The organism is Gordonia sp. NPDC127522 (assembly GCF_042672305.1).
Taxonomy (GTDB): domain Bacteria; phylum Actinomycetota; class Actinomycetes; order Mycobacteriales; family Mycobacteriaceae; genus Gordonia; species Gordonia hongkongensis.
The window spans coordinates 1-24431 of record NZ_JBHXVK010000004.1 but is presented as its reverse complement, the minus strand read 5'-3'; the positions used below and the strand labels follow the sequence as shown (position 1 = coordinate 24431).

22 protein-coding genes are annotated in these 24431 nt (G+C 69.7%); 8 read left to right on the top strand and 14 right to left on the bottom strand.

The features are described 5' to 3' along the window. Positions 1–211: 211 nt before the first annotated feature. The 7 genes from cofG to typA form a co-directional block, all read right to left on the bottom strand. Positions 212–1459, bottom strand: a complete 1248-nt coding sequence (gene cofG / locus ACFVHY_RS10430) for a 7,8-didemethyl-8-hydroxy-5-deazariboflavin synthase CofG (RefSeq protein ID WP_390271552.1) — start codon at positions 1457–1459, stop codon at positions 212–214. After that, the gene (locus ACFVHY_RS10425) at positions 1456–2961 is read right to left on the bottom strand and encodes a flavin-containing monooxygenase (protein ID WP_390271854.1); all 1506 of its coding nucleotides are present in this window, start codon (positions 2959–2961) and stop codon (positions 1456–1458) included. The genes cofG and ACFVHY_RS10425 overlap by 4 nt, the downstream gene beginning before the upstream one ends. 53 nt (positions 2962–3014) lie before the next feature. After that, the gene (locus ACFVHY_RS10420) at positions 3015–4154 is read right to left on the bottom strand and encodes an FO synthase (RefSeq protein WP_390271550.1); all 1140 of its coding nucleotides are present in this window, start codon (positions 4152–4154) and stop codon (positions 3015–3017) included. Positions 4155–4213: 59 nt separating this feature from the next. Beyond that, positions 4214–4612, bottom strand: coding sequence for a facilitated glucose transporter (locus tag ACFVHY_RS10415; RefSeq protein WP_390271548.1), 399 nt, complete (start codon positions 4610–4612; stop codon positions 4214–4216). A gap of 4 nt (positions 4613–4616) precedes the next feature. Beyond that, positions 4617–5507 carry an N-acetyl-1-D-myo-inositol-2-amino-2-deoxy-alpha-D-glucopyranoside deacetylase gene (mshB, locus tag ACFVHY_RS10410; protein WP_390271546.1) on the bottom strand — a complete coding sequence of 297 codons (891 nt, stop codon included), beginning with the start codon at positions 5505–5507 and terminating at the stop codon, positions 4617–4619. Next, positions 5504–7477 (bottom strand): ABC transporter family substrate-binding protein, encoded by a 1974-nt coding sequence (locus ACFVHY_RS10405; protein ID WP_390271544.1) that lies wholly within the window; start codon positions 7475–7477, stop codon positions 5504–5506. Before ACFVHY_RS10405 ends, mshB begins: the two co-directional genes overlap by 4 nt. A 69-nt stretch (positions 7478–7546) precedes the next feature. After that, positions 7547–9457: a translational GTPase TypA gene (gene typA / locus ACFVHY_RS10400; RefSeq protein WP_058252521.1), complete on the bottom strand. Its 1911-nt coding sequence runs from the start codon at positions 9455–9457 to the stop codon at positions 7547–7549. Between the two features lie 209 nt (positions 9458–9666). On the opposite strand from typA, the gene ACFVHY_RS10395 reads away from it, so the two are divergent. Beyond that, a complete protein-coding gene (locus tag ACFVHY_RS10395) occupies positions 9667–9843 on the top strand; it encodes a hypothetical protein (protein ID WP_091344396.1) in 177 nt (58 codons plus the stop codon). A gap of 7 nt (positions 9844–9850) precedes the next feature. On the opposite strand, the gene ACFVHY_RS10390 is transcribed toward ACFVHY_RS10395, so the two are convergent. From ACFVHY_RS10390 to ACFVHY_RS10375, 4 genes are all read right to left on the bottom strand, one after another. Next, positions 9851–10699, bottom strand: coding sequence for a DMT family transporter (locus ACFVHY_RS10390; RefSeq protein WP_390271852.1), 849 nt, complete (start codon positions 10697–10699; stop codon positions 9851–9853). A gap of 70 nt (positions 10700–10769) precedes the next feature. Next, positions 10770–11813 (bottom strand): ABC transporter ATP-binding protein, encoded by a 1044-nt coding sequence (locus tag ACFVHY_RS10385; protein ID WP_390271542.1) that lies wholly within the window; start codon positions 11811–11813, stop codon positions 10770–10772. Then, positions 11810–13465, bottom strand: a complete 1656-nt coding sequence (locus ACFVHY_RS10380; protein WP_390271850.1) for an ABC transporter permease — start codon at positions 13463–13465, stop codon at positions 11810–11812. The genes ACFVHY_RS10385 and ACFVHY_RS10380 overlap by 4 nt, the downstream gene beginning before the upstream one ends. 7 nt (positions 13466–13472) lie before the next feature. After that, positions 13473–14540 (bottom strand): thiamine ABC transporter substrate binding subunit, encoded by a 1068-nt coding sequence (locus ACFVHY_RS10375; protein WP_390271540.1) that lies wholly within the window; start codon positions 14538–14540, stop codon positions 13473–13475. 299 nt (positions 14541–14839) lie between these two features. On the opposite strand from ACFVHY_RS10375, the gene ACFVHY_RS10370 reads away from it, so the two are divergent. From ACFVHY_RS10370 to ACFVHY_RS10350, 5 genes are all read left to right on the top strand, one after another. After that, positions 14840–15670, top strand: a complete 831-nt coding sequence (locus ACFVHY_RS10370; protein WP_078112959.1) for a hypothetical protein — start codon at positions 14840–14842, stop codon at positions 15668–15670. Between the two features lie 243 nt (positions 15671–15913). After that, positions 15914–16126 carry a hypothetical protein gene (locus ACFVHY_RS10365; RefSeq protein ID WP_390271538.1) on the top strand — a complete coding sequence of 71 codons (213 nt, stop codon included), beginning with the start codon at positions 15914–15916 and terminating at the stop codon, positions 16124–16126. Between the two features lie 299 nt (positions 16127–16425). Beyond that, positions 16426–17328, top strand: coding sequence for a hypothetical protein (locus tag ACFVHY_RS10360; RefSeq protein WP_065632627.1), 903 nt, complete (start codon positions 16426–16428; stop codon positions 17326–17328). Between the two features lie 52 nt (positions 17329–17380). Further along, positions 17381–18664 (top strand): alpha/beta hydrolase family protein, encoded by a 1284-nt coding sequence (locus ACFVHY_RS10355; RefSeq protein ID WP_390271536.1) that lies wholly within the window; start codon positions 17381–17383, stop codon positions 18662–18664. Beyond that, positions 18661–19323, top strand: coding sequence for a lysoplasmalogenase family protein (locus tag ACFVHY_RS10350; protein WP_390271534.1), 663 nt, complete (start codon positions 18661–18663; stop codon positions 19321–19323). Before ACFVHY_RS10355 ends, ACFVHY_RS10350 begins: the two co-directional genes overlap by 4 nt. A gap of 1 nt (position 19324) precedes the next feature. On the opposite strand, the gene ACFVHY_RS10345 is transcribed toward ACFVHY_RS10350, so the two are convergent. Further along, the gene (locus tag ACFVHY_RS10345) at positions 19325–19870 is read right to left on the bottom strand and encodes a hypothetical protein (protein WP_159371193.1); all 546 of its coding nucleotides are present in this window, start codon (positions 19868–19870) and stop codon (positions 19325–19327) included. A 49-nt stretch (positions 19871–19919) separates the two neighbouring features. On the opposite strand from ACFVHY_RS10345, the gene ACFVHY_RS10340 reads away from it, so the two are divergent. Next, entirely contained in the window at positions 19920–20507 is a 588-nt protein-coding gene (locus ACFVHY_RS10340; protein WP_159371194.1) for an HhH-GPD-type base excision DNA repair protein, read from the top strand. A gap of 69 nt (positions 20508–20576) precedes the next feature. After that, positions 20577–21530 (top strand): hypothetical protein, encoded by a 954-nt coding sequence (locus ACFVHY_RS10335; protein ID WP_390271532.1) that lies wholly within the window; start codon positions 20577–20579, stop codon positions 21528–21530. Positions 21531–21557: 27 nt separating this feature from the next. Here the strand turns inward: ACFVHY_RS10335 and ACFVHY_RS10330 are convergent, their stop codons facing one another. Both ACFVHY_RS10330 and ACFVHY_RS10325 read right to left on the bottom strand, forming a co-directional pair. Then, entirely contained in the window at positions 21558–23357 is a 1800-nt protein-coding gene (locus ACFVHY_RS10330; protein ID WP_390271530.1) for a DUF222 domain-containing protein, read from the bottom strand. Between the two features lie 714 nt (positions 23358–24071). After that, on the bottom strand, positions 24072–24431 hold a 360-nt coding region (locus ACFVHY_RS10325), incomplete at its 5' end, for a transposase (protein ID WP_390271529.1).

The following is a 24431-nucleotide window of genomic DNA, read 5'->3' as shown; positions in this document are numbered from 1 at the left end:
CGCCAGGACCCTTCGAGGCTCGTCGCTATCGCTCCTCGCACCTCAGGGAGCGGGGGCTGGCGGCCGTCGTGGACTACGAAAGAACCCGTTGTGCTCTGAGCGAGCCCTACTACTGCTCCCTGAGGAGGCCGGAGCTTGCGGAGGCCGTCACGAAGGGTCCTGGTGAGGTGTGTCGCCAAACCCTTCGTGACGCGGAGGCGCGGTGCTTCCCTCAGGCAACCGCCGGCCAGGGACGCGGGGCCGGGCGGGTGTCGACGGCGAGGCCGGTCACCGGGTCGGCGAGCGCGGCGACGTGCTGGGTCAGTGCCGGGTCGATCCAGTCGGCACCGTTCAGCACATACGGCGGCTGCGCGGTGATGCGTTCGGTGAGAACGAAATCCGACTCCGCGGTGCGGGCGGCCAGGGCGTCGAGGTGAGGCCACGGGCGTTCCGGGTTGACGTGATCGGGAGTCAGCGGCGACACCCCACCCCAGTCGTCGACGCCGGAGGCGATCAGCGCGGCACATTCGGCGGGCGACACCAGGTTCGGGGGCGCCTGGATCCGCATGTGTGGGCCGAGGACGACCCGGGCGACCGCGACGGCGGCGAGGAACTCGGTCATCTCCGCGTCGGGGGTCGAGCGCATCGCGGTGTCCGGCTTCGCCCGGAAGTTCTGCACGATCACCTCCTGGATGTGCCCGCCTCGGGTGTGCACATCCGCGAGGGCCAGCAGCGATTCGGCCCGCTCGGTGAGTGATTCGCCGATCCCGACCAGAATCCCGGTGGTGAACGGGACACGAGCGGTGCCCGCGTCACGCAGCACCTGCATGCGGACCAGCGGGTCCTTGTCGGGACTTCCGTAGTGTGCCTGGCCTTTCTCGGTGAACAGGCGACGCGACGTCGTCTCCAGCATCATGCCCATCGACGGTGCGACCGGGCGCAGGCGGAGCAGTTCCTCGAGGCTCATCACCCCGGGATTGAGGTGCGGCAGCAGACCCGTCTCCGACAAGACGGCGACCGCGGCGGCACGAACGTAGTCCAGCGTCGAGGAGTAACCCCGTTCGGCCAGCCATTCGCCGGCCTGCGGCCACCTGTCCTCGGGGCGGTCACCCAGCGTGAAAAGCGCCTCCTTGCAGCCGAGTTCGGCACCGCGGCGCGCGAGGTCGACGACCTCGTCGAGTTCCAGATAGAGCCCCTCCCCCGCGCGGGCGAGTTTCCCGGGGACCGTGACGAAGGTGCAGTAGTGGCACCGGTCGCGGCACAGGCGCGTCAGCGGGATGAACACCTTGCGGGAGTAGGTGATCTGCCGGGACCGGCCGACCGCGGCCAGCCCCTCGTCGCGGAGCGCCCCGGCGATCGATTGCAGTTCGACCAGGTCGTCTCCTGCGCAGGACAGGAGCGTCACGGCCTCGTCGAGACCGATCGGCGCCCGGTCGCGCGCGGCGTCCAGGGCCGCGCGGACGGTCAACTTCTCGGTCATTCCTCACCCTCCTCAGGTGTTCCGGTGCCGGCGTCGTCGGGACGGGGTTCGTACGGTTCGGGGTCGAAGGTGCCGTTGCGTTCGCGGAACGACGCCGCAGTGCCCGGCCACAACAGGGTCAGGCGACCGCTGTCGGGGTCGACATACCAACTCTCACAACCGGTCAGCCACACCGTCGACTCGCTGCGAGCGTCGATCTCCCGCGTGTATTCGTCTTCGGCGGCAGGCGAGACCGCCAGCGTCGTGATCCCGCTGCCGGCCATGTACTCCAGCGCGCCCAGGACGTAGTCGAGTTGCGTCTCGATCATGTAGATCGCCGAGTTGTGGCCGAGCGCCGCGTTGGGCCCGTCGAGGACGAACATGTTCGGGAATCCGCTGACCACGGTCGAGGCATAGGACGTCATGCCCGCAGACCAGTGGTCGGACAGCCGCCGACCGGCACGACCGGTGATGCGCGATGCGGCGGGCGGGCGTGCGGATTCGAAACCGGTTGCCATCACCAGGACGTCGAGATCGTAGGTGTGACCACTGTGCGCGGTGGCCTTGGTCTCGGCGACCGACGTCAGAGCACTCGACTCGAACACCACGTTGGAGCGTTGTAGCGCCGGATAGAAGTCGTCGCTGAGCAGGATTCTCTTGCAACCGATCTCGTAGTCGGGGGTCAGCTGTTCACGGAGGTTGGCATCGGCCACCTGCCCGTGGAGGTGATCCCGCGCACGGGAACGGATCTCGTCGATGTCCGGATGCAACCCGAGCCGCTGCCGGAACGCCCCGTCGGCTTCGGTGAGCAGTCGGTCGCGCACCTCCGCCGCGACGACGGGGTCGAGCATGGCGGCCCGCTCGTCGTCGGTGTAGAGCCGGTCCGCGCGCGGCACGACATACGGTGGCGTGCGGCAGAACACGACGAGATCGTCCGCGGCGTCGGCGAGATGCGGGATGAGCTGCACCGCCGACGCACCGGTTCCGACGACCCCGACCCGCGCACCCGCGACGTTGACGTCGTCGTGCCAGGCGGCCGTGTGGACGACCTGTCCCGGGAAGGTGTCGAGTCCGTCGATGTCGGGGATGCGCGCCTCCGACAACCGTCCGACCGCCAGCACCAGCGAGCGAGCGCGGAAGGTGACGTCCCGGCCGTCCGGCGCCGCCGCCGTGATCACCCAGTGCGCCCCCTGCTCGTCCCAGACCGCTTCGCGGAGTTCGCGATTGAGTTCGATGCGGTCGGCGAGTCGTTCGTCGACGACGATCTGTTCGAGATAGCTGCGGATCTCGGCGCCACGAGGGAATCGCGCCGACCAGTCGGCCGGCGGCCGGAACGAGAACGAGTACAGATGGGCGGGGATGTCGCAGGCGATGCCGGGATAGGTGTTGTCGCGCCACGTGCCCCCCACGCCGTCGGCGCGTTCGAGCACGACGAAGGATTCCCGCCCGCGGCGCGCGAGCTGCGTCGCCATCCCGAGCCCGGCGAAGCCCGCGCCGATGATGGCGACATCCACGTCGTCCATCGTCAGCGCGCGCTGCTGCGCTCCGGCCGCCCGCCCGGAAGACATGCTCCGGCTCACGCGGACACCTGTGGCAGCGGGAGTTGCCGGTCGGGCTCTGGCACCCCGTAGCGGGTGGTGCGCTGACGCGGCCTCCGTCCGGCTCGCGCCGCGATGTCGACGACAGCCGCGGCGTCGAGGACACGACCTGACTCCGGTCCCGCGCCCGGCATCAGGGTGCCGTCGAGCAACAGCCCACCCAGATCATCTGCCCCGCCGCGCAACACCAGATCGACGGTGGCCGCGGGCAGTTTGGTCCACGCCACCTGCAGATGATCGAGGAGGCCTGCGGTCATGAGGCGGGCGACGGCGTGCAACGCGCGGGTCTCCCGCTCCGACGCGGTCCGCGAGGCGGTGTCCGCCAAGTGGGGCGGCACGTTCTCGGGAAGCAGTGGCATCAGGATGAGTTCGCTGAAACCGCCCGTGCGACGCTGGATCTCGAGTAGCAGTCGAAGATGGGCGATCTGGTGTGCGGGCGTCTCGACGTGCCCGTAGAGCATAGTCGCGGTGGAGAAGAGACCCACGCGGTGGGCGGTTTCGATGACGTCGACCCAGCTGCCGACCGGCGGCGCCGTGCCGGTGGGTGAGAGCGTCACCCGGACGGTGTCGTCGAGGATCTGGGCGGCGGTCCCCGGCACCGACCCCAGGCCCGCCGACCGCAGCCGCTCGAGGTGCTCGACGATCGTGATCCCGGCACGCTCGGCGCCGTCGACGATCTCCGGGGCCCGATAGGCGTGCAGGTGGAGCCCGTCGGCGGCCCCCGTGATGTCCTCCACGAGCCGGACGTAGTCGTCGGCCGGCAGTTCGGCGGGCAGGGGTCCCTGCATGCAGATCTCGGTCGCGCCGAGTGCGACCGCCTCGGCGACCAGTTCGTCGAGACCCGGGTCGTCGGGTCCGAGCCGGCTGACGATCCCGGTGTCGAGGTTGCGGTTGACCACGAAGGTCAACACCTCCGGGTCGGTCACCTGCCGACGCACGGTGTCGGCCAGATCGCACAATTCGTCGAGCTGCGCACCCGAGGCCCCCAGGAGGGCGACCCAGCCGTCATCGTCGAGGGCGTCGGCCCCGAGAGTCGGGTCGTCACGGACACGGCTCAGTGCGGCCGTGACGCGCTCGATCGGGGCCATGATGTCTTCGGCCCACGCGCGCAGAAGCATGTCTCTCACTCTAACGCCGCCCGTCGCGGAACGACGCGGAGCGCCCCTGCGGCCGGTGGTCAGTCGGGTTCGGGCAGCCGCCCCGTCCAGCCCAGCGCGGCGCACGGCCCGACGCCGAGGACGACGAGCAGCAGGGTCTGTACGAGGTAACCACTGCTGATCGAGAGCACGACGTCCCCGCCCGGGCCGGGGAGCCCGCCGGCGACCACGACGACGAGCCCCCATGCGGCGAGAGGCCCGTACCGCCACGGGGTCGCGGTGAGGCCGGCCGCGAGCCAAAGCAGGACCGCATTGACCACGCCGGCGGCAAGTGCCGCGACGGGCAGGGCGACGCCGCCGAAGCGCTGATAGGTGAACGCGACGCTCAGGAGACCGATCGCGAACCCGTCGACGACGAGGAACCCCAGGAGCAGTCGGTCGACGACGGAACCCGATACGGGCCGAACAAAGCGGGCCATCGAGTCAGTCGCTCCCGGCGAACAGGTCCGACTCGCGCGTGTCCGTGGCACCGAGGGACTCGTGACGCTCTGGTTCGGTGAGGATGAAATGCTCCGCGCGGGCGATCGGCTGCAGGATGTTGTTCGACAGCGCGTATTCGGTTCCGGACGCCGCAACGGTCACCTGTGTGGCGTGGGCGGCCAGGGCGGCCACCTTCTGGGGGAGGTACGCGCTGATGTCGATCTCGGTGGTGATGTCGGCGTCGGGATAGCTCGGCAGCTCACCGTCGCGCGGCATCCGCCAGCCGTCGGGTACCGCGGCCACGCCGGCGAGCCCGGAGTCCAGTGCGCTGCGTTCGGTCACCGATTCGTAGATCTTGGCCGGGCCCGGACCGACTTCCCGGGCGCGGGCGACCGCGGCCGTCGTGACCTCGTGCACCAGTTTGTGATCGGGATGGCCGTACGTACCCGAGGCGTCGTAGCTGACGACCACCTGGGGTGCGAAGTCGGTGAGCACGTCGACCAACGCCTCGACGGGCTCGTCGAACGGTGCCCGCACGAGTGCGCGCGGGTGGTTCGCGGACGGCGCGCCGGCCATCCCGGAGTCCCGCCATCGGCCCGCACCGCCGAGGAATCGCGGCCGCAACGCGGGACGGCCGGCGGGACTGAGCTCGGCCAGTGCCCGCGTGAGTTCGAGGACCCGGAACCCGCCGAGCTGGTCGGCGCCGCCGTCGGCGACCAGCTGCGCCCACTCGTCGCCGATCACCTCGCCCTCCTCCCCGAGCGTGAAGGTCAGCACCCGCACGTCGACGCCCTCGGCGAGATACCGGGCGATGGTGCCGCCGGTCATGATCGTCTCGTCGTCGGGATGAGCGTGGACGAGCAGCAGCCGGCGATCCGCCGGGACACCGGTCACGTCAGCTCCCAATCGACCGCGGTCCCGAAGATCGAGACCTGGATGGGTCCGGTGAGCGGGACGTCGCGCACCGCGGACGTGGTGCCCACGACCATCGAGTCCTGGTACAGCGGCCGGTAGATCGCCTGCGCGGCGAGAAGCGGTTCGGCCTCGTTCAGCGTCGGGATCGGGTCGTCCTCGGAGAGTGCGGTGCGCGCGAGCTCGATGAGCCGCGGGTCACACAACCCGGACACGTTGCTGGCATAGCTGTCCCCGGGATCGCCGCCGCTCGGCGCGATGCTGGTGGGCGTCGGCGGCGTCGCGGGCGACGGTTCGGTACCGGGCTTGGGCTGGTTGCAGTCGACCTGCGACGCGAGCGACGACGCCGGCGGCACGCCGAGCCCCGACCACCCGACGACCAGGTCGACGCGCTGGTTGGTGAGCGCCGACCCGTACAGCTCGCTGTTGGGCAGCGTCACGACCTGAGCGCGCACCCCTGCACCTCGGAGCTGGTCGACGATGCTCGACGCGGCCGACGTGGTCCGCGGATCGCCGGCGACCGCACCGACACGGACGATGAGGTCCTGCCCGTCGCGCTGGAACGGCAGGATTCCCTCGGGAAGTTCCGGTACCTCGACCAGACCCTCGATCGGGGTCTCGCTCACCCCGGGCGTCGCCGACCCGCCGGCGGACGGGGCCTCGGACGCGGGTGTGGACCCCGATGGGGACGACGGCGACACCGAGGAGGGCTCCGACGACGACGCCGACGGCACCGGGGATGCCGAGCCGACGGGCTCGGGCGCGGCGCGGCGGTAACCGGCGGCGCCGAGCAGGGCGTCGACCTCGGCCGGTCCGAGGCGCGGGCGGTCGACCGGCGAATAGCCCGGATCCGACGGCGCGAAGACGGTGTTCGCGAACGGTTCGACGACCCAGTCGCCGGCACCGGCGAAGGTGGTCAGTCGCGGATCGACCAACCCGAGGATCGCGCGCCGGACCTCCACCGAGCTCATCGCGTCGGTGCGGGCGTTCACGCTCACACCGAGTGACCGCGACGTCAGGCTGCGGGCGGTCTCGAGACCGGGCAGCGCGGTCAGTTCCGCGTCGGTGGCCGGCGAGGCGCCGAGGGCCACGATGGCCGAGTCGCCGGATCGTACGGAGTCGAGCATCTGGGCCGACGTGCCGGCGCGGCGGAGGACGATCTGGTCCAACCGGGGCGGGGTGACCCAGTACCGGTCGTTGCGGGCGAGGCGGACCTCGTCGCGGGTCTTGTCGATCCCCACGATCGCGTAGGGCCCGGCCGAAACCGGCTTGCCGGTGTCCATCCCGGTCTGGAAGCCGGCCGGCGCACCCTTGAGCACGTGACTGGGCAGCAATCCGGTGAACAGCTCTCGCCACGCGGGGTACGGCGACTCGAACCGCACCTCGACGACCTTGCCGCCCTCCCGGGACTGCACCGAGTCGATGAGCCGGTAGCCGGCCGGTGCCACGACGTTGGGCTGCCGGGACATCTGCTGCCACAGGAAGTTGAAGTCGTCGCCCGTCACCGGCAGGCCGTCGGACCACTGGGCGTCGGTGTGGATGCGGTAGGTCACGGTGAACGGCGCCCGCGACGTCACCTCCGCGGAGGTGACGAACGAGCGCTGCAGTTCCCACACCGTCCCGCCCGGGGTCTGGACCGGCGCGAACGCGCTGGGCAGCGTCATCGCCGCGACCGCCGTCGTCACCGGGTTCTGGTCGGCGGCGATGTGCGGGTTGAAGCCCGATCCGACCGAGTCGGTGGCGATGTAGATCGTCTTCTCCACCGGGTACTCGGTCGGGGTCGGCGGTGGCCCGGTGTCGCGGACCGGGGGCGGCGGATCCGACATGCAGGCGGTCAGCACCACGAGCAGGGCGACGCTGCACGAGAGCATGCCGAGCAACCGCCCACGGACCCGGTTCGCGGCCTTGCGGCCCGGTCGTGGTCTCGCGCGATTCACCTCGGATACCCCCATGACGAAGAAGCTTCTCGGTCCGTCGGACGCGCCCGCCACCGTGATGCGGCGCCGGAGCGCCATCGACACTCAGCTGACGGCGGCATCCCGGGACTTGGCCCGCGAGCGCTCACGGGCGCGCGTCGTCGAGTCGAGGTGCACCTTACGCACTCGCACGACCTCCGGGGTGACCTCGACACACTCGTCGGCGGCGCAGAATTCCATGGCGCCCTCGAGGTCGAGTTGCATCGGCTTGGCGAGGGTCTCCATCACGTCGGCCGAGGACTGACGCATGTTGGTCAGCTTCTTCTCGCGGGTGACGTTGATGTCGAGATCCTCCTGGCGCGGGTTGATCCCCACGACGTGGCCCTCGTACGAGTCGTCGCCCGGGTTGACGAAGAACGTGCCGCGGTCGGCGAGCTGGATCATCGCGAACGGGGTGACCGTTCCCGACCGGTCGCTGACGAGCGAACCCGTGTGGCGGGCCCGGATCTCGCCCGCCCAGGCGTCGTAACCCTGGAACACCGCGTTGGCGATGCCGGTGCCGCGGGTCTCGGTGAGGAAGTCGGTACGGAACCCGATGAGGCCGCGCGAGGGCACGATGAACTCCATCCGGACCCAGCCGGTGCCGTGGTTGTTCATCTGCTCCATGCGGCCCTTGCGGGCGGCGAGCAGCTGGGTGACCGCGCCGAGGTACTCCTCGGGCACGTCGACGGTCAGGTGCTCGAACGGCTCCTGGACCTTGCCGTCGACCTTGCGGGTGACGACCTGCGGCTTGCCGACGGTCAGCTCGAAGCCCTCACGACGCATCTGCTCGACGAGGATGGCCAGGGCGAGCTCGCCACGTCCCTGCACCTCCCAGGCGTCGGGCCGGCCGATGTCGAGCACGCGCAGCGACACGTTGCCGATCAGCTCGGTGTCCAGACGCTGCTTGACCATGCGGGCGGTCAGTTTGTGGCCCGACACCCGGCCCGCCAGCGGCGACGAGTTGGTGCCGATGGTGACCGAGATCGCCGGCTCGTCGACGGTGATGCGCGGCAGCGGCTGCGGGTTCTCCAGGTCGGCGAGGGTGTCGCCGATCATGATCTCCGGCATACCGGCGACGGCCACGATGTCACCGGCCGATGCGGACTCGGCGGGCGCCCGGTCGACGCCGACGGTGGCGAGGAGCTCGGTGATCTTGGCGCGCTCGACGACGGCCTCACCGTCGACCTCGCGGCACCAGGACACCTGCTGACCCTTGCGGAGGGTCCCGTTGTGGATGCGGACGAGCGCCAGACGGCCGAGGAAGGCCGAGGCGTCGAGGTTGGTGACGTGTGCCTGCAGCGGGGCGTCCGGGTCGCCCTTGGGCGCCGGGACGTGTTCGAGCAGGACGTCGAAGAAGGAGTCGAGGTTCTCCCCCGCCGGGATCTCGCCGTCGGCCGGCTGCTCGGTGCTGCAGACACCGGCGCGGCCCGAGGCGTAGAGCACGGGGAGCTCGAGGACGAGTTCGGCGGCCTTCGCGGCCTCCTCGTCCAGGTCGGAGGCGAGGTCGAGGAGCAGATCCTGCGTCTCGTCGACGACCTCCTGGATGCGGGCATCCGGACGATCGGTCTTGTTGACGACGACGATCACCGGCAGCTCGGCGGCCAGCGCCTTGCGGAGCACGAAGCGCGTCTGCGGCAGCGGCCCCTCGGAGGCGTCGACGAGCAGGACCACGCCGTCGACCATCGACAGGCCGCGCTCGACCTCACCGCCGAAGTCGGCGTGGCCGGGGGTGTCGATGACGTTGATGACGACCTCGGTGCCGTCCGGCTGGCGCCGGTGGACCGCGGTGTTCTTGGCGAGGATGGTGATGCCCTTTTCACGTTCGAGGTCACCGGAGTCCATCACCCGGTCGACGACCTCGGCGCGCTCGCCGAAGACGCCCGACTGGCGCAGCATGGCGTCGACGAGTGTGGTCTTTCCGTGGTCGACGTGCGCGACGATCGCGACGTTGCGGAAGGTGGGGACAGCGCTCACTGGCTCTCTTTCGTGTGGTTGGGGACCGGCAGCGGCGGCCGGCGTCCGGGTCACTGCCGAACGTCTGGAACGTTCGCAACCGAACGGCTCTGACCGGCGCGGGGAGCAGATCACCTAGGGATTCAACGTCACAGACTATCGGCTCGGGCGGTGAGACCGCGATCACAGCACCCACAAGAGTCGTAGTTAGGGTCTGCTAACCTCGCCGTATGGGCAAGGTCGACCCGACCAAGGTGGGCTCTCTGAAGCCCAAGAAGAAGTGTTGCAAGAGTTCGACGCGCTGTGTTCGCTGCCCGGTGGTCATTCACCGGATGCGCAAGCTCGACACCTCCGACATGTCGAAGAAAGAGCTGCACAAAGCACTGAAGAAGGCGCGCGCCGCCTGATTCCCGGTCACCCCGGCGGCATCTCCGCCTCACGATCGTCGGACCGGTTGTCGTCGTCGACCGATCGCACGGCGACGGCCACCGCGACGAGCGCGATCCCGACCGCTTCGAGGGGCCGCGGCACCTGCGCCAGCGCGAGCAACCCGATCACCGACGCCGTCACCGGCAACAGCGCGAGCAGGATCGCGAACCTCGCCTGGCCGACCCGCCGCAGCACGATCTGGTCGAGTGCGTACGGCACCGCGGTCGAGGCGATGCCGAGTAGCAACCCCTGGGCCAGGACCACCGGCAACGCGGCCCCCGCGCGTACCGCGTCGGCCACCCACCACGCGAGCGGCGCGGTGAGCAACGCGGCCACCGCGAAACCGGTCGCCAGGTCCTCGACGCCCGTGCCTCGCGCCGCGACCCGTTTGCCCAGGACGATGTACCCCGCCCAGCAGGCGGCCGCGGTCAGCGCCAGGACGACGCCGATCGCCGTTCCCGACCATCGGACGTCCGCGATCAGGACCACGCCGAGCGCCGCCAGGACGAGTGCGGCGACGTCGCGACGCGTCGCAGAACCCAACGCGGCCACCACGATCGGGCCCAGGAACTCCAGGGCGACGGTCGTGCCCAGGGGCAGGTGCGCGAGCGCCTCATAGAAGGCGATGTTCATCCCGGCGGTGATCAGCCCGAAGCATCCCGCGAGGCGCAATCGCTCCCAGCGCCAGGCGCCGCGGGGTGGACGCACCCACAGGAGCAACACCAGCGCGGCCCCGGCGATCCGCAACCACGCGACGGCGGCCGGGGAGATGACGTCGAACAGGCCGACGGCGACGGCCGCGCCGAGATACATCGACGTCGCTCCGACGACCATCAGTCCCGGCGGGACCAGCACGTCTCGTCGTGTCACCGGCACGACGACCTCCTCGCCGGCCCACGCGGCGTCACGACCCGATCACCGCGACCCGTTCCGGCACCAGACGCACCCGCACCCGGTCGCCGATCGCGACGAAGGCATCTGTGACCGCATCGATCTCGCCGACCGGGGTGTCGATGCGCACGCGCGGGCCGGCCGGGAGTTCGGCGACGAGCACGACGGTCGCCGTCGTTCCCGGCCTCTCCGGCGCATCGGACGGCGTAGGTCCGATCGCCACCGACTCGGGCCGCAGGCCGAGCCGGCACGGACCGTCGGGACGATCCAGCGGCATCTCACCGAGGACGGTCTGCGCGACGCCCGACCGGACCTGGGCATCGACGACAGTCGTGGCGCCGAGGAAACGCGCGGTCCACTCGTCGACCGGGTGTCGCCACAGCGCCGCCGGAACGTCGGTCTGGATCATCATCCCGTCCCGCATGACCGCGATCTCGTCGGCCATGGTGGCGGCCTCGGCGTGGTCGTGGGTCACCACCATCGTCGGCACGCCGGCCGCTCGCACGATCTCCGAGATCTCCACGGCCAATTCGTCTCTCAACCGCCGGTCGAGCGCGGCGAGCGGCTCGTCGAGCAACAGCAGACGCGGACGCGGGGCCATGGCACGCGCGAGCGCGACCCGTTGGGCCTGGCCGCCCGACAGGGTCTCGACGAGACGCTTGTCGTAACCGGTGAGTCCGACGACGTCGAGCATCTCGGCGACGCGATCGGCGATGGCGCGGCGCGACCAGCGCCGCACCTTCAGCCCGTACGCGACGTTCGACGCGACACTGCGCCCGCCGAACAGTTGCCCGTCCTGGAAGACGACCCCGAAGTCCCGCCGATGGACCTCGACGCCGGCGAGGTCGACTCCGCCGAACCGCACCGTTCCACCGACCGGCGACTCGAGTCCGGCGATCGTCCGGATCAGGGTCGACTTGCCGCACCCCGACGGGCCCAGGATCGCGGTTACCAGTGACCCTTCTCCCCCGAGCCGCCACGACAGACCGTCGATGACGGTCTCGCCGCCGTACGCGACCGTGAGGTCGGAGATCTCCAATGAACTCTGCGTGGTCACAGCAGCGGCACCTCCGAGCGGGGCCGGAACGCCTCGACCACGACGACTGCGACGACCGTCGCGATGACGAGGACCACCGAGGCGGCCATGGCGGTGGCCAGGTTCTCGGCCCCCGGGCGGTTCAGAGCGGACCCGATGAGTACCGGAAGAGTGGTCGTGTCCGCGCGGGCGAGGAAGCTCGTCGCGCCGAACTCGCCCAGGGCCATGACGAAGGCGAACCCACCGGCAGCCCCCATCGACCTTCCGACGATCGGCAGGTCGACGGTCGCGAACACGCGAAACGGCGTGGCTCCCAACGTCGCCGCGGCATGCCGCAACCGGACCGGCACCGACTCGAGTGCGGGCATCATGATGCGGATGACCACCGGAATCGCGATGAGGGCCTGGACCAGTGGGATGACCGCGGGCGATGCGGCGATCTCGTACGGCAACGACGCCAGCACGATTAGGTAGCCGAATCCGAGTGTGACAGCACTGATCCCGAGCGGGATGAGCGAGACGGCCGAGCCGATCGCCCCGACGACTCCGTGCGCGCGATGCAGCGCGACGGCGGCGAGCGTACCGACCACCAGGGCGATGGCGGTCGCCGCGGTGGCGGTCACCAGCGAATAGCGCAGGCTCTCCAGGGGTGTCACCCCGTTGACGGGTTCGGCCAGTGCGCGGTAGCCGGCGAGGGTCCAGTCGCCGTGGGCGACCGGTCGGACCGACCGCACCATCAGCACCAGGACCGGTCCGACAAGGAGGACTGCTGTCCACGCCCCCACCACCCAGACCGCCGGCCGCGTCCAGCGGCCGCCGGCGACCCTGCGGCTCCGTTCGGCCCGCCGGGCGCCGCCACCCGATCCGCGGCTCGCCGGATCGGCGAACACCCGCGTCAGCAGCAGCGCCGCCATGACCACCACGATCTGCAGCATCGACAGCGCGACCGCCTCGGGAATCCGGAAATATCCGATGGCCTGCGTGTAGATCTCGGTCTCCAGGGTCCGCAGCTCCCCGGCGCCGAGAATGATCACGACGCCGAAACTGGTGGAACAGAACAGGAAGATCAGCGCGGCCGCCGACGCCGTGGCGGGCACCAGGCGCGGCACGACCACGGTCATGGTCGCCCGAATCCGGCCCGCCCCGAGCGACCGTGCCGCCTCGAGCAGCCGCGGGTCGAGGTTGCGCCAGGCCGCCCCGACGACGCGGACGACGACGGCGATGTTGATGAACATGTGCGCCGCGAGCACGGCCGGCAGCCCGGATTCGATGTGCAGGAACGCCAATGGGCCGGACAGCAGAGAACGGAAGGCGACACCGACGACGACCGTCGGCAGCACGAATGGCACGGTCACCACGACGGCGAGCATGACCGCGGTGGTCCCGCGGACCCGGGCGAACAACCACGCGATGGGTGCGGCGGCGACGAGCGCCAGGACCGTCGAGGCGGCCGCCTGGCCCAGGGTGACGCCCAGAAGCCCCAGGGCGTCGGTGCGGTCGAGCAGTTCGATCAGGCCCACCCCGGAGTCACGGGCGATCGTGACGGCGCGCCGGACGAGCGCGATCACCGGCCAGGCGAACAGCACCACGACGAACAGCGCCGGGACCACCCACAGCGCAACCGGTCCGGCGGCCCGGGCCACCCGGGTCACCACTGTCCCGGCCGGGGTCACCGAGTCGTCACCGGCCGACCGCGGCACGCCACTGATCGAGCCACATCTCGCGGTTCTCCGCGATCGTGGCGGGCGGCAACGACGACATCCAGGCGGGCACCTCCGCGCGCGCCGGCCATCCCGCGGGCAGCGGGGTGTCGCGCTGCACCGGGTAGACATACATCGAGTTCGGGAGTTCTTTCTGCACAGTGGGACTCAGCATGAAATCGACGAGCCTGCGGGCGCCGGTCGAGTTCCGGGTGCCCTTCAGGATGCCGATGTACTCCACCTGCGGGAAGCAGCTGTCGAGCAGCGCGCTCGTCCCGGGCGTCGCCGCCGGCGACGAGGCGTAGGACAGCACGATGGGTTTGTCGCCACGGCCCTCTCCGGCGGTGAAGAGCTGGTTGTAGGCGACCTCCCAGCCCGAGACGATGGTCGCGCCGCCACCGACGACCTGCTTCCAGTAGTCCTGCCAGCCGTTTCCGATCGCACCGACGGTGGTGAGCAGGAACGCCGTGCCCGGCGAGGAGGTCGCGGGGTCGGTCACCGCGGTGAGCGAGGCGAATTCCGGGCGGGTCAGGTCTCGGAAGCTCGCCGGCGGGGTCAGAGACCTGGATTCGAACCAGCCGTCGTCGATGTTGAGGCACACATCCCCGCGGTCGACGGCCGTGAGCTGCCCCTCCGCGCCGGGCACCGCGAAATCGGCGGCACCGTCGGCCGCGGCGGGTGACTCATAGGACTCCAGGGCGCCGGCGTCGATCGGACGCGAGGCGAAGGTGTTGTCGATGCCGAAGACCGCGTCTCCCTTGGGCGCACCCGGGGTCAGTGAAACCGTCGACGCCAATTGTCCGGCGTCCCCGGACTTCACGATCTTCAGGGTCAGTCCGGTCTCCTGGCGGAACTCGTCGATCACCGACTCCGGCAGTTCGAAGGAATCGTGGGTGAGCAGCGTGACCTCGGCGCCCGACGACGAGTCGTCGGCACACGCACTCGCCGACGTCGCGGCGAGAATGACGGCGGCCGCACCGACCACCAGTCGCGTCAGTCGCGACCTCCCGCGTGGGCGACCCGACGCGTCAGCGCGCAGCTCTTTCACTTCAGACTCCTGTTCGACCGTCCCCGATCCCCGATTCTCCTCATCCAACCAGGTTGCCGCCTGTCCGTACGATCCAACCGCCCCGACGTCACTTCGATAACAATTGCATCAATTACCACAACAACCCCACCCGTAACAGGCCGGCGGTCTGGACAGTGGAACCCGCGGGGGGCTTAGAATGACCCGCGACGACCCGGGTGAGAGGATGGGCTGTCCGCTACCCGACACCCGGGCGGATGACACGACCCGCGAGGCGCTGATCGACTGATCGTCGGCGCCACGACCGTTAGGACACACCAGTGCGTTTCTCCCGGCCACTGAGGTTGCGATCCGGCCATGCCCCGCGTCGACTCCGGACCCGTCGACTCCTCGTCGCCGTGTCTGCGCTCGCGGCGGCGACCTCACTCGCGATGCCGATGGCCGCGCAGGCCGCCCCGGCCCCGAAGGTCGACCAGCGCGTGCTGGACTCGCTCGGCGCGTTCGCTCCCGCGATCATCGGCTCCGTGGCGACGCCCGGACCCGACGGCAAGGTCTCGGTCGACCTGCTCCGCCAGGCCCAGTCGTTCGCCGACACCCCCGGGATGCCGGCTGAGGTGAGCAAGATCTGGCGCTCTATCGCCGACTTCCTCGGCGAACCCGGCCGCAAGCAGGCCGCGCGTCAGCTCGCCGCCGAGCCCAAGCCCGGCGATCCCGAGATCCCGCAGGGCCCGAACGCCCCGAAGATCCAGGAGTTCCTCTACCCGACCTTCGGCCTCGGCTGCATCCCCGGCGGCGGTTCGCTCGGTCGCGCCCTGGTCACCGCCGGACCGCAGGAAGCACCCGCCCCCGGCCCCAAGCGCGGCGAGAGCGGATACGTCTACACCTCGCTCGGCACGGGTCCGGCGATCGACAACAAGGCCGCGCCGCTCACGGTCAGCTGGTTCAACGTCGACACCGGTCGCACGGGTACCACGACGCTCAAGCGCAACCCGAAGATCAACGTGAAGGAGGGCCCCGGCACCTTCACCGGTATCTCGCGGACCGGCAAGGGCCGCGTCATCTCGGCGATCCACGGCAACGTCACCACGAAGACGAAGGGGCAGGTCGTCTCCTGCACCATCGTCCCGGTGATCGGGCTCGCGATCATCTGATCTCTTTCTCCTCTCACAACGAAGGCACCCCGGCTCGCAGCCGGGGTGCCTTCGTCGTGAGAGGACCCGCGCTCAGGGCGTCACTATCGGAAGGCGCGGCGGATCACGTGAACATCGGCCGAACAGAACGCGAAATGGCATGCAAGACACATCAAGACCGTCCGTCACGCGAACAGTCCGACATTCGCCACTCTCATGGCGTACAAACGTCATCTGTCGGCACCATGTCGTGAGGAGTTCTCGATGGGACCCGTGCTCGGCGAGTTGTTACCCCTTGTGGTCGGTGTCGCGGTGTCGCCGAAATGGATGTCGGCCATCGACGAGATGCGTCCGGTGACCGCCATGGGGATCGCGTTCGCGCTGGCGGCGATCAATCTCGCCGAGCGCCTCGTACCCGGGATCGGTCAGGCGCTCCGATGCCTGGCCACGCCGACGACGACGGGGGTGGGACCGTGATGGCGGTGCTGATCCTGGTCATCGGAGTCGTGTTGATCGGCAAGGGAATCGGCGGCGCGAGCTGAGCGTGCCGGCGGTGGTCGGCCTCTGTGCGGCGGTCCGAGACCGTGCTCAAGGGCACTGAACCCGCAGTTCGCCGCGGTTTCGGTCTCTCGCGGATCGCGCCCATGTCACAGGTCGGACTCGCGACTTGCCGGGTTCCGAGCCTTCGTGGTCTCTTGTAACTCGAGTCCCATCTGTCACACCCGCCACACGTGGCGGGTGCTCGGCCGTCACAGCCGGTTGCCCCAAGGAGAGCCATGTCCCTCACGTCTCGGTTCACGCGTTCCGACGCTCCGCGTCGCGTCACTCGCAGCCGCGCGATCCAGCGCTGCGGCGCCGGTCTCATGGGTGTGGCGATCGCGGCGGCCACCCTCACCGCCACCTCGGCGCCGGCGACGGCCGAGCCCCTCATCCCCGCCAACCTGCTCGGCGCGCTGTCGATCCCGTTCGATGCCGAGCTGGCCGGGGCGGTCCGTCTGCTCAAGGCCGCGGGCGTCGACCAGATCGCCGTGCAGGCCGCGCAGACCATCATGGGCAGTGCCGGGCAGCTGTCGGTCGAGGACATCGCCGGGCGTGCGGGAGCTCTCCCGCTCCCCGCGGCCGCCGAGGGCGCGCCCGCGTCGGCCGCCACTCCGGTCGCGGCCCCGACCGACCCCATCGCTCTGCTGCGCACGCTCGGCATCCAGACGCTCACCCCGTCGGTGTCGCCGTTCTGCACCGCACCCACCGCCGACAACCCGCTCGGACTCGTCACCGCCGGGGCGGGGGCCGTGGCGGGTCCGTGGCCGATGAAGACCGACCCCCTGACCCAGCTCAAGCCGCTGCTCGACATGATCCCTGGCGTGAAGCTGCCCGAGAAGCTCAACCTCGTCGAGAAGGGCGAGACCGCATACGCTTTCGTGCCCGCCTCGCCGACGGCCGGTAGCGGCGGCACGATGCAGGTCGCGTGGTTCAACACCAGCACGCTCCAGGGCGGCTTCGCCGATCTCGACCCGATCACGGACCGCACCGCGCTGACGGCGCTGCCCCTGCTGTCCGGGGTCCGGCTGGCACCGGTGAAGACCGGCAGCGGCACCATCCTGTCGGCAGTCTTCGGCAACGCCAGCAACGGTACCCAGAACTGCTGGTTCCTCCCTGCCGTCGGCATCGTCAATGCCTGACGCACAACGCCTTTCGCATCCGGTCACGCCTCACAGAACGAACTGACGACACATGAACCCCCACGGCAACACTTCGAAACCACGGAGTGCCCACCTAGCACGCGCCCTCGCGGCCGCAGCCGCGCTCACGATCGTCGTGGCCCCGGCCGCCTTCGGCATGACGGCGACGGCCGCGGCCGAACCGACTCCGGGAACATCGACGCCAGGCGTGGCCGAGCCGTCGGCGGAACCGTCGTCGACGGACAACAGCGCGCCCGCCGACGACAATGCGGGCACCGTCGACACGCGAGGTCCGGGACAGACGCCGGGCGCCGTCTACGCCAATCGCGAACTCCCCCGGGCACGTACGGTCGCGGGCGCCGGGTCCGGAAACGACTTCACGTACTGGAGCACCGGCGCCGACGGCAAGGCCCATCTGTCCTCGGGCGTGTTGATGGTGCCGGGCGGGCGGGCGCCGGCCGGCGGTTGGCCGATCGTCGCCTGGGCCCACGGTTCGCGCGGCATCGCCGACCGGTGCGCACCGTCGTCGCGGCCCACCGCCGAGGACACCGATGAGCTCAAGCGATGGCTCGGTCGTGGATATGCCGTCGTCAGTACCGATTACGCGGGTGTCGGGACCCCCGGCACGCCGCAGTACTACGATCTCGAGGCCACTGCCCGCAACATCGTCGACGCGGTGCGCGCCTCTCGGGACATCGCCGACAACCTGTCGCGCTCGTGGGCAGTGGTCGGCGAGGGCCAGGGTGCCGCGGCCGCGATCACGCTGGCCCGACTGGCCCCGACCATCCAGGGCGGCAAGCTCGACTTCAAGGGTGCCGCGGCTAGTTCGATTCCCGCCCAGTTCGGTTCGCTGGTGTCCAATCTCGGGCCGTCGTCCGCGGCGATGCCGTCCGGGCTGGCCGCCGATGCGCTGTACACGCTGAGCGCGATCCGCAATGCGCAGTCCGACCTCGATCTCGACGCCTACCTCACCGACACCGGCAAGAAATGGCTGACCAAGGCCGCCGCGTCGTGTGTCACCGAGTTCGCGCGTGAGGTGGACGGTCTCGCCATCGGCTCGCTGTTCACCAAACCACTGTCAGGGAACACCGAACTCACCGCCCTGCTGACCAAGGCGACCGAGCTGCCCACTCGCGGCTTCGAGCGTCCGGTCCTGATGACGCAGACCCTGCAGGACACCTCCGTCGTCGTACCGCTCACCCTCAAGTACCTCAACGACGCCCGGGTCGGCGACAGCAAGGTGTCGGCGCGTACCTATCTGACGCTCGACGGCGCCCAGTCGAAGCGGTTCTCCGACACCGACATCCGCGCCTTCGTCGCCCGCGTCCTGCGGTGAACCGAACGTTCCGGATCGCCTATGCGGCCACTGCCGCGGCAGCGACGATCGCCGGTTCGGTCGGTGATCGACGCAGCGCCGCGATCACCAAACCGCTGCCGATCGCGCTTCTCGCGGCACGGGTGGCCGCCGGAGCACGACGCCGCCCGGTCGCCGACACCGTGGCGCTGGCGGCCGTTCTGGGGTTCTCGGCTGTTGGGGACCGGTTCATGTTGCAAGAGGAGTTCGAACACGACGACCCGGCGGCGAAGGATCGCCTTCTCCGCAGGGGTGCGACGTCGTTCGCCGGCGCACAGTTGAGCTACGCGGTCGCGATGTGGCGTGCCGGCGCACGACCGTCGGTTCGCTCCGTCGCGCCGCGTATGGGCGTTCTCGCCGAGTCGGCGACGGTGCTGAGCCGACACCGCCCAGCCCTGCTGCCGGTTCTGGGGATGTATGGCAACACGCTCGCGACGATGTCGGCGCTGGCGGCGGACGTGCCGACGCCGCAGCCGCGCTTGCGGGCCGGCGGGTGGTTCTTCCTGCTCTCCGACCTCGCGATCATCAATCGACGACACCTGGTCACCGATCCTCGACTCCGGATGGCCGGCGAGGCCTGGGTGCTCGCGAGCTATTTCACCGCGCAGTACCTGCTGATCGGCGGGCTCGCCGAACGGTGAGTCAGGCGACCGCGCGACCCGAGCAGGTCGAGTACTTCGGATTGGTCATCGGGAAGAAGGCCAGCGCGCCGATCTTCTGCCGGATCGTGAAGGCGACGGGACCGCTGCCCGGATGGATGTCGACCTGCCATTTGATGGTGTACCCGCGGCCGGGAACCGTGGTGACGCCGGTACGTCCGGTCCGCAGGTTCCGCCACGACACCGACACCTCGTAGGTGTATTCGAGGGCCACGGCTCGGGCACGGTCGGTACCGATGAGCGCGATGACGGGTCCGGGTAGTCCGTCGGCGGGATGCCGGATCTGGTTGAACACGTCCACGCGGACCTTGACCGTGCCTGCCGGCCACGGGTTGACGCTGTCGCACCGCAGGGTGGTGACGTAGTTCGCCCCGTCGTCTGCCGGTGCGGCCCCGGCGGCGCCGGTACCGAACAGCGACACGGCCAGCGCCAGCACGGCGCCGGCCACCGTCGCGACCGTTCCCACTCCGACGCGCCCCCGCCGACGTCTGCCGTTCTCGAAGCCGACCGTGTTCTCCCCGCTCATCATGGGGGCAGTCTAGAGCCGCACGCGGGTGCCGTCTGCCAGAATCGACCCCATGCCGAAGATCCAGATCGCGCAGGAACCCGCGGCCGACGAACTCCTGTCGAACGATTCGTTCGCCCTCCTCACGGGAATGCTCCTCGACCAGCAGTTCCCGATGGAACGGGCCTTCGCCGGGCCGGCCAAGATCCGTGACCGGTTCGGCACGATGGATCCGGTCGAGATCGCCGACGCCGACCCCGAGGCGTTCGCCGACCTGTGTGCCACTCCCCCGGCCATCCACCGCTACGGTCGGTCGATGGCCGGCCGGGTCCAGGCGCTCGCGAAAGTCGTCGCCGAGGAGTACGGCGGCGACGCCGCGCGCATCTGGACCGAGGCCGCCGACGGCGCGGACCTGATGAAGCGGTTGCGCGCCCTGCCCGGGTTCGGCGACCAGAAGGCCAAGATCTTCGTCGCGCTCGTCGCCAAGCAACTCGACGTCAAGCCGTCGGGCTGGACCAAGGTCGCCGGCGACTACAGCAAGAAGGGGTTCCGGTCGGTGGCCGACGTGACCGGCCCGGAGTCGCTGCAGAAGGTCCGCGACTTCAAGAAGGCGGCGAAGGCCGCCAAGGCGGCAGAGGCACCGGCGACCGGTGCGCGGTAGCGACACCGCCCTTCGGAATCACCGAACCCTCGCCCCGAACGCCGGCCGGTTGGCCTAGGGTCGGAAAACATGGAGTCCCTTCCGGATCGGCCGCTACCCGACCGTCGCCGCGCCGACCGTAGACCGGTGGCCACGGCGGACGCGGGCCGTGCGCTCGTCGAGATGCCGTTCCGACTCGGTTTCGCGGTCACCGGGGTGGTGCTCAGTGCAGCCGAGTCCGCAGTCGCCATCGCCCGCATCACGGCCGGGAGCGTGCAGAACGAGATCGCACTGGCAGTGGGCGTCGACGCCGACGAGCTCGGTTCACTCCGGACACCGCTCGCCCTCCTCAACCAGCTGTCCGAACTACTCGGCCCCGAGCGGCCGTTCGGCAGGATCCTGGCCAACGGCGGTCCGCTGGAGCGACTGCTCGATCCCGGGGGTGTCGTCGACCGGCTCACCGCCCCGAACGGTCCGCTCGACAAGCTCACCGCCGAGGGCGGACTCCTCGACCAGGTCGCCGAGGAACGAGGCATCCTGGTGCGCCTCACCGCGAAGGGTGGACCGCTGGACCGGCTGACCCGGCCGGGTGGTGTGGTCGACCAGTTCACCGAGAACGAGGGCATCCTCGAGCGCCTCACCTCCGAGGGCGGGATCGTCGACAAGTTGACCGCGCCCGACGGTGTGCTCGAGAAGGTGACCGCCGCGGGAGGCATCCTGGACCGGCTCGCCGAGGACGACGGCCTGCTCGATCAGCTCCTGGGCGAGAACGGCGCGGTCGAGCGTGCGATCGCACCGGGCGGGCCGCTGGACCGGATCTCCGAGCTCACCGAGGTCATCGGGCAGCTCGGACCCAACCTGCTCGCCATGCAGGAAACGGTCCACGAGCTCGCCGAGACCGTCGACCTGCTGAACCAGACGGTCGCACCGCTCGGCGGTCTCGCCGAGCGGCTTCCCAAACGCCTCACCCGTCCGCCGAAGGGGTCGGGCGGCAATGGACACGGAGACGCTCCGGCGGACACGAACGGGTACCCGCGGGGTTAGCCGCCACAGCCCACGCCGAGCGCCGGGTCAGAATGGCGGGGGCTCGTCGTCGTGGGTTGTCGCTCGATGGTGGGCTGCCTCGCTCCGGGCTCGCCGATCCGCTTCGCGCTGTGCCTTGTTGCGGGCACGTTCTTCTCGCCGCTTCGCGTGTTTCGCGGCGGTGCGTTCGGTGATCGTGCGCGGTTGTCGGCCTTGCTGTTGTCTGCCTTGCCGTTCGGGCACGATGATCCGCGGACTGGGTGGGGCTTTCGCGGCTTGTTCGAATCGGATGCGACGCAGGTTGGGGAAGAGGTCTTCGAGGGTTTCGGCCTCGCCGGGGATCACAAAGCCCTCGGGCGTGACGTATTCGGTGACCAGGCGGCCCTCGTCGTCGCGGTACTGCACATCGATCCAGTCACCGTGGGTCTTGTGCAGATGACCGGGACGGCATTTGGCGTTGAGGTTCTCACTCGAGGTCGCACCCCCGCGGGCGGGTCGGGCGTGGTCGTACTCGGCGACATGATCGACGTCGCCGGTGAATGCCGAACGCGTGCAACCCGGCTCGGTGCAGTAGCCGTCGCGCACCCGCACGAACTCCGCGCACGCACTCGTCGGACGATACGGGTCACCAGGCAGGGCAGCCGGGTAGACCACCACCATCTCCGACGACGGCGGCTCCGTCGACGGTGTGGCCGAAGTCGGGGGCGTCGACGCGTCACCCGCGCCGCCGGCGTCGGTGTTGGTGTTGGTGTCGGCGTCATCTGTAGCCTGCTGTGGCGCGGCGATGTTCGCCGTCCGCGTGGGCTCGTCGTCGTATCCGCCCTCGCCGGCGACGACCTGCGTGGGTGGTGTGCGGACCGGGGTGACCGGCCTGATCGTCGCGTCGGGCCGGGCGGCGAGGTCACGCACATGCTCATCGGAGATCACTCCGTGCCCGTCGACCCAACCGGGTCCGGACCCGCCGGCCAGGGTGTCGGCGTCGGTGACGACGTGAATCACAATCTCGGTACTCGACGCCGAACCGGCAGGATCGACAGGTGTTGCGGTGCAGTCGGACTGCCCGCACGCACATGTGAACGCTGTTCGGGTGAGCAACGCGTACATGGCGTCGGACTTTCGTTCCCCGAGGCTGCGGCCATCCCGGTCGCAGACGGATGCGGCCAACTCCCGTACCGAGGCGTTGGACGCCCGGATGTTCTCGGCGGCCATGACCGCGGTGATCTCACCGGTGCCGTCCCCGTGGTTCTCGGTCCACACCCCTCGTTTGTCGAGCGCTTCGCGGCGCCGTTCGCGGACGGCGTCGGCGTCGTGACCGAAGACCAGGCGGTCGATCATGTCGCGCAAACCTGACGTCGACCACGACCCGGACCGGGAGCGCAGCAGGTCGGCGATCGACTCGTCGAGCACCTCGATGATCCGGCGGCTAGCCGGGTCGTCGGGGTCGAGAAGGTGATCATCGGACACCAAGTGCGTGCGGCCGATGATCTCGCGGATCTGGTGCGGCCCGATGATGCCGTCGCGCAACGTCTCCAACACCCGCGGCAACCGGTCACGCAGACACAACGCCTCGTCGACCAGCATCCCCGCCCGGTAGCGGGTGATCCCGGCCTCGCGCGAGACCCGGGCGACGATGTCACCGAAACCGTCGGAGACGTAACTGTTGCCGACAGTGGTCAACAGCCGATCGCAGAGCACCAGGATCGTCTGATAGCGGCACCACGCCAGATACGACTCGCCCGCGCGGATCGACCCCAGACGCTGCATATGGGTGGCGGTGTCGGCATCGGCCGGACGGGCAGGATCGACCCCGGCGAGGAACTCGCCCGGCAGATCCGTCCATGCCCCCACCGTGACTCCCCCCGAAGTCGTTGCCGCCCGGCCTGGTTGACCGGTCCACCTGATACATCCAAGATAGACCCGACCACCGACAAGAATCCGCACCCGACGATCAGCCCTCGACATCTGGCTATGGCCGGCTCGCAGATCACGTCGAATTCGCTGGGAGCGGGGATATTTGGTCGCCAGGCCCTTCGTGACGCGCCCTCCGCAAGCTCCGGGCGCTCCTCAGGGAGCGGGAGTTGATGGCGCCCTCCGCAAGCTCCGGGCGCTCCTCAGGGAGCAGGGGTTGATGGCGCCCTCCGCAGGCTCCGGGCGCTCCTCAGTATCTGCCGCCTCGCGGCCGTCGTGGACTCCGAAAACCCGTTGTGTTGGAGCGAGCCCAACCACTGCTCCCTGAGGAGGCCGGAGCTTGCGGAGGCCGTCACGAAGGGTCCTGGCGAGATGACGTCGCCACCCTTCGAGGCTCGTCGACCTCGACGCGCTCCTTCGTCGCTTGCTCGGCCCGGCGGCTAACGCTCCTCGCACCTCAGGGAGCAAAGGGAGGGCATCGCAGACAAGCGGTTTCGTGGTTCTTTCGATTCAGGGAGCAATGGGGTCGCTTCTTTCGGATTAGGAGCCTGCTGAATTAGGGTCCAGCCTGGGTTGAGGTTCCTGCTGCGGGGATGTGTCGGTTCCGGGGTGTGGTCGTGGTGATCGATCTAGGTGGGGCGGCGGTGCCGCGGTTCAGGCGGTGGCCAGTGTCCAGGTGCCGTTGGTGATAGTCAGTCCGAGGGTGATCAGGCGGCGTAGGTTGATCGCGGCGGCGCGGTGGTGCAGCCAGTTGTTGTTGCGTTCGATTCCACGGTAGGGCACCCGCCGGTTACCGCGGGTGAGCCAGGCAATCGTCCGTTCGACCATGGGTCGATGCTGGCGGTAGGTGTCGGCAATAGTCTTGTCAGAGAAGTGTTGTCGGTGTTCGCGCTGGAGTTGGTGGTGTTCGCCGAAACTAATTTTGCGTCCACGAACCGCGGTGGTGCACCGTGCCCGAAGTGGGCAGTCTTGGCAGGCCGCACCGTAGGTGACGTGGCCTTTCGCGCTGACCGG

What these genes read in the sequence shown, in the direction of transcription:
- cofG (WP_390271552.1), bottom strand. Translation starts at nt 1,459, where the DNA reads ATGACCGAGAAGTTGACCGTCCGCGCGGCCCTGGACGCCGCGCGCGAC.
- ACFVHY_RS10425 (WP_390271854.1), bottom strand. Translation starts at nt 2,961, where the DNA reads ATGGACGACGTGGATGTCGCCATCATCGGCGCGGGCTTCGCCGGGCTC.
- ACFVHY_RS10420 (WP_390271550.1), bottom strand. Translation starts at nt 4,154, where the DNA reads ATGCTTCTGCGCGCGTGGGCCGAAGACATCATGGCCCCGATCGAGCGC.
- ACFVHY_RS10415 (WP_390271548.1), bottom strand. Translation starts at nt 4,612, where the DNA reads ATGGCCCGCTTTGTTCGGCCCGTATCGGGTTCCGTCGTCGACCGACTG.
- ACFVHY_RS10405 (WP_390271544.1), bottom strand. Translation starts at nt 7,477, where the DNA reads ATGGGGGTATCCGAGGTGAATCGCGCGAGACCACGACCGGGCCGCAAG.
- ACFVHY_RS10395 (WP_091344396.1), top strand. Translation starts at nt 9,667, where the DNA reads ATGGGCAAGGTCGACCCGACCAAGGTGGGCTCTCTGAAGCCCAAGAAG.
- ACFVHY_RS10390 (WP_390271852.1), bottom strand. Translation starts at nt 10,699, where the DNA reads ATGGTCGTCGGAGCGACGTCGATGTATCTCGGCGCGGCCGTCGCCGTC.
- ACFVHY_RS10365 (WP_390271538.1), top strand. Translation starts at nt 15,914, where the DNA reads ATGGGACCCGTGCTCGGCGAGTTGTTACCCCTTGTGGTCGGTGTCGCG.
- ACFVHY_RS10360 (WP_065632627.1), top strand. Translation starts at nt 16,426, where the DNA reads ATGTCCCTCACGTCTCGGTTCACGCGTTCCGACGCTCCGCGTCGCGTC.
- ACFVHY_RS10355 (WP_390271536.1), top strand. Translation starts at nt 17,381, where the DNA reads ATGAACCCCCACGGCAACACTTCGAAACCACGGAGTGCCCACCTAGCA.
- ACFVHY_RS10345 (WP_159371193.1), bottom strand. Translation starts at nt 19,870, where the DNA reads ATGATGAGCGGGGAGAACACGGTCGGCTTCGAGAACGGCAGACGTCGG.
- ACFVHY_RS10340 (WP_159371194.1), top strand. Translation starts at nt 19,920, where the DNA reads ATGCCGAAGATCCAGATCGCGCAGGAACCCGCGGCCGACGAACTCCTG.
- ACFVHY_RS10335 (WP_390271532.1), top strand. Translation starts at nt 20,577, where the DNA reads ATGGAGTCCCTTCCGGATCGGCCGCTACCCGACCGTCGCCGCGCCGAC.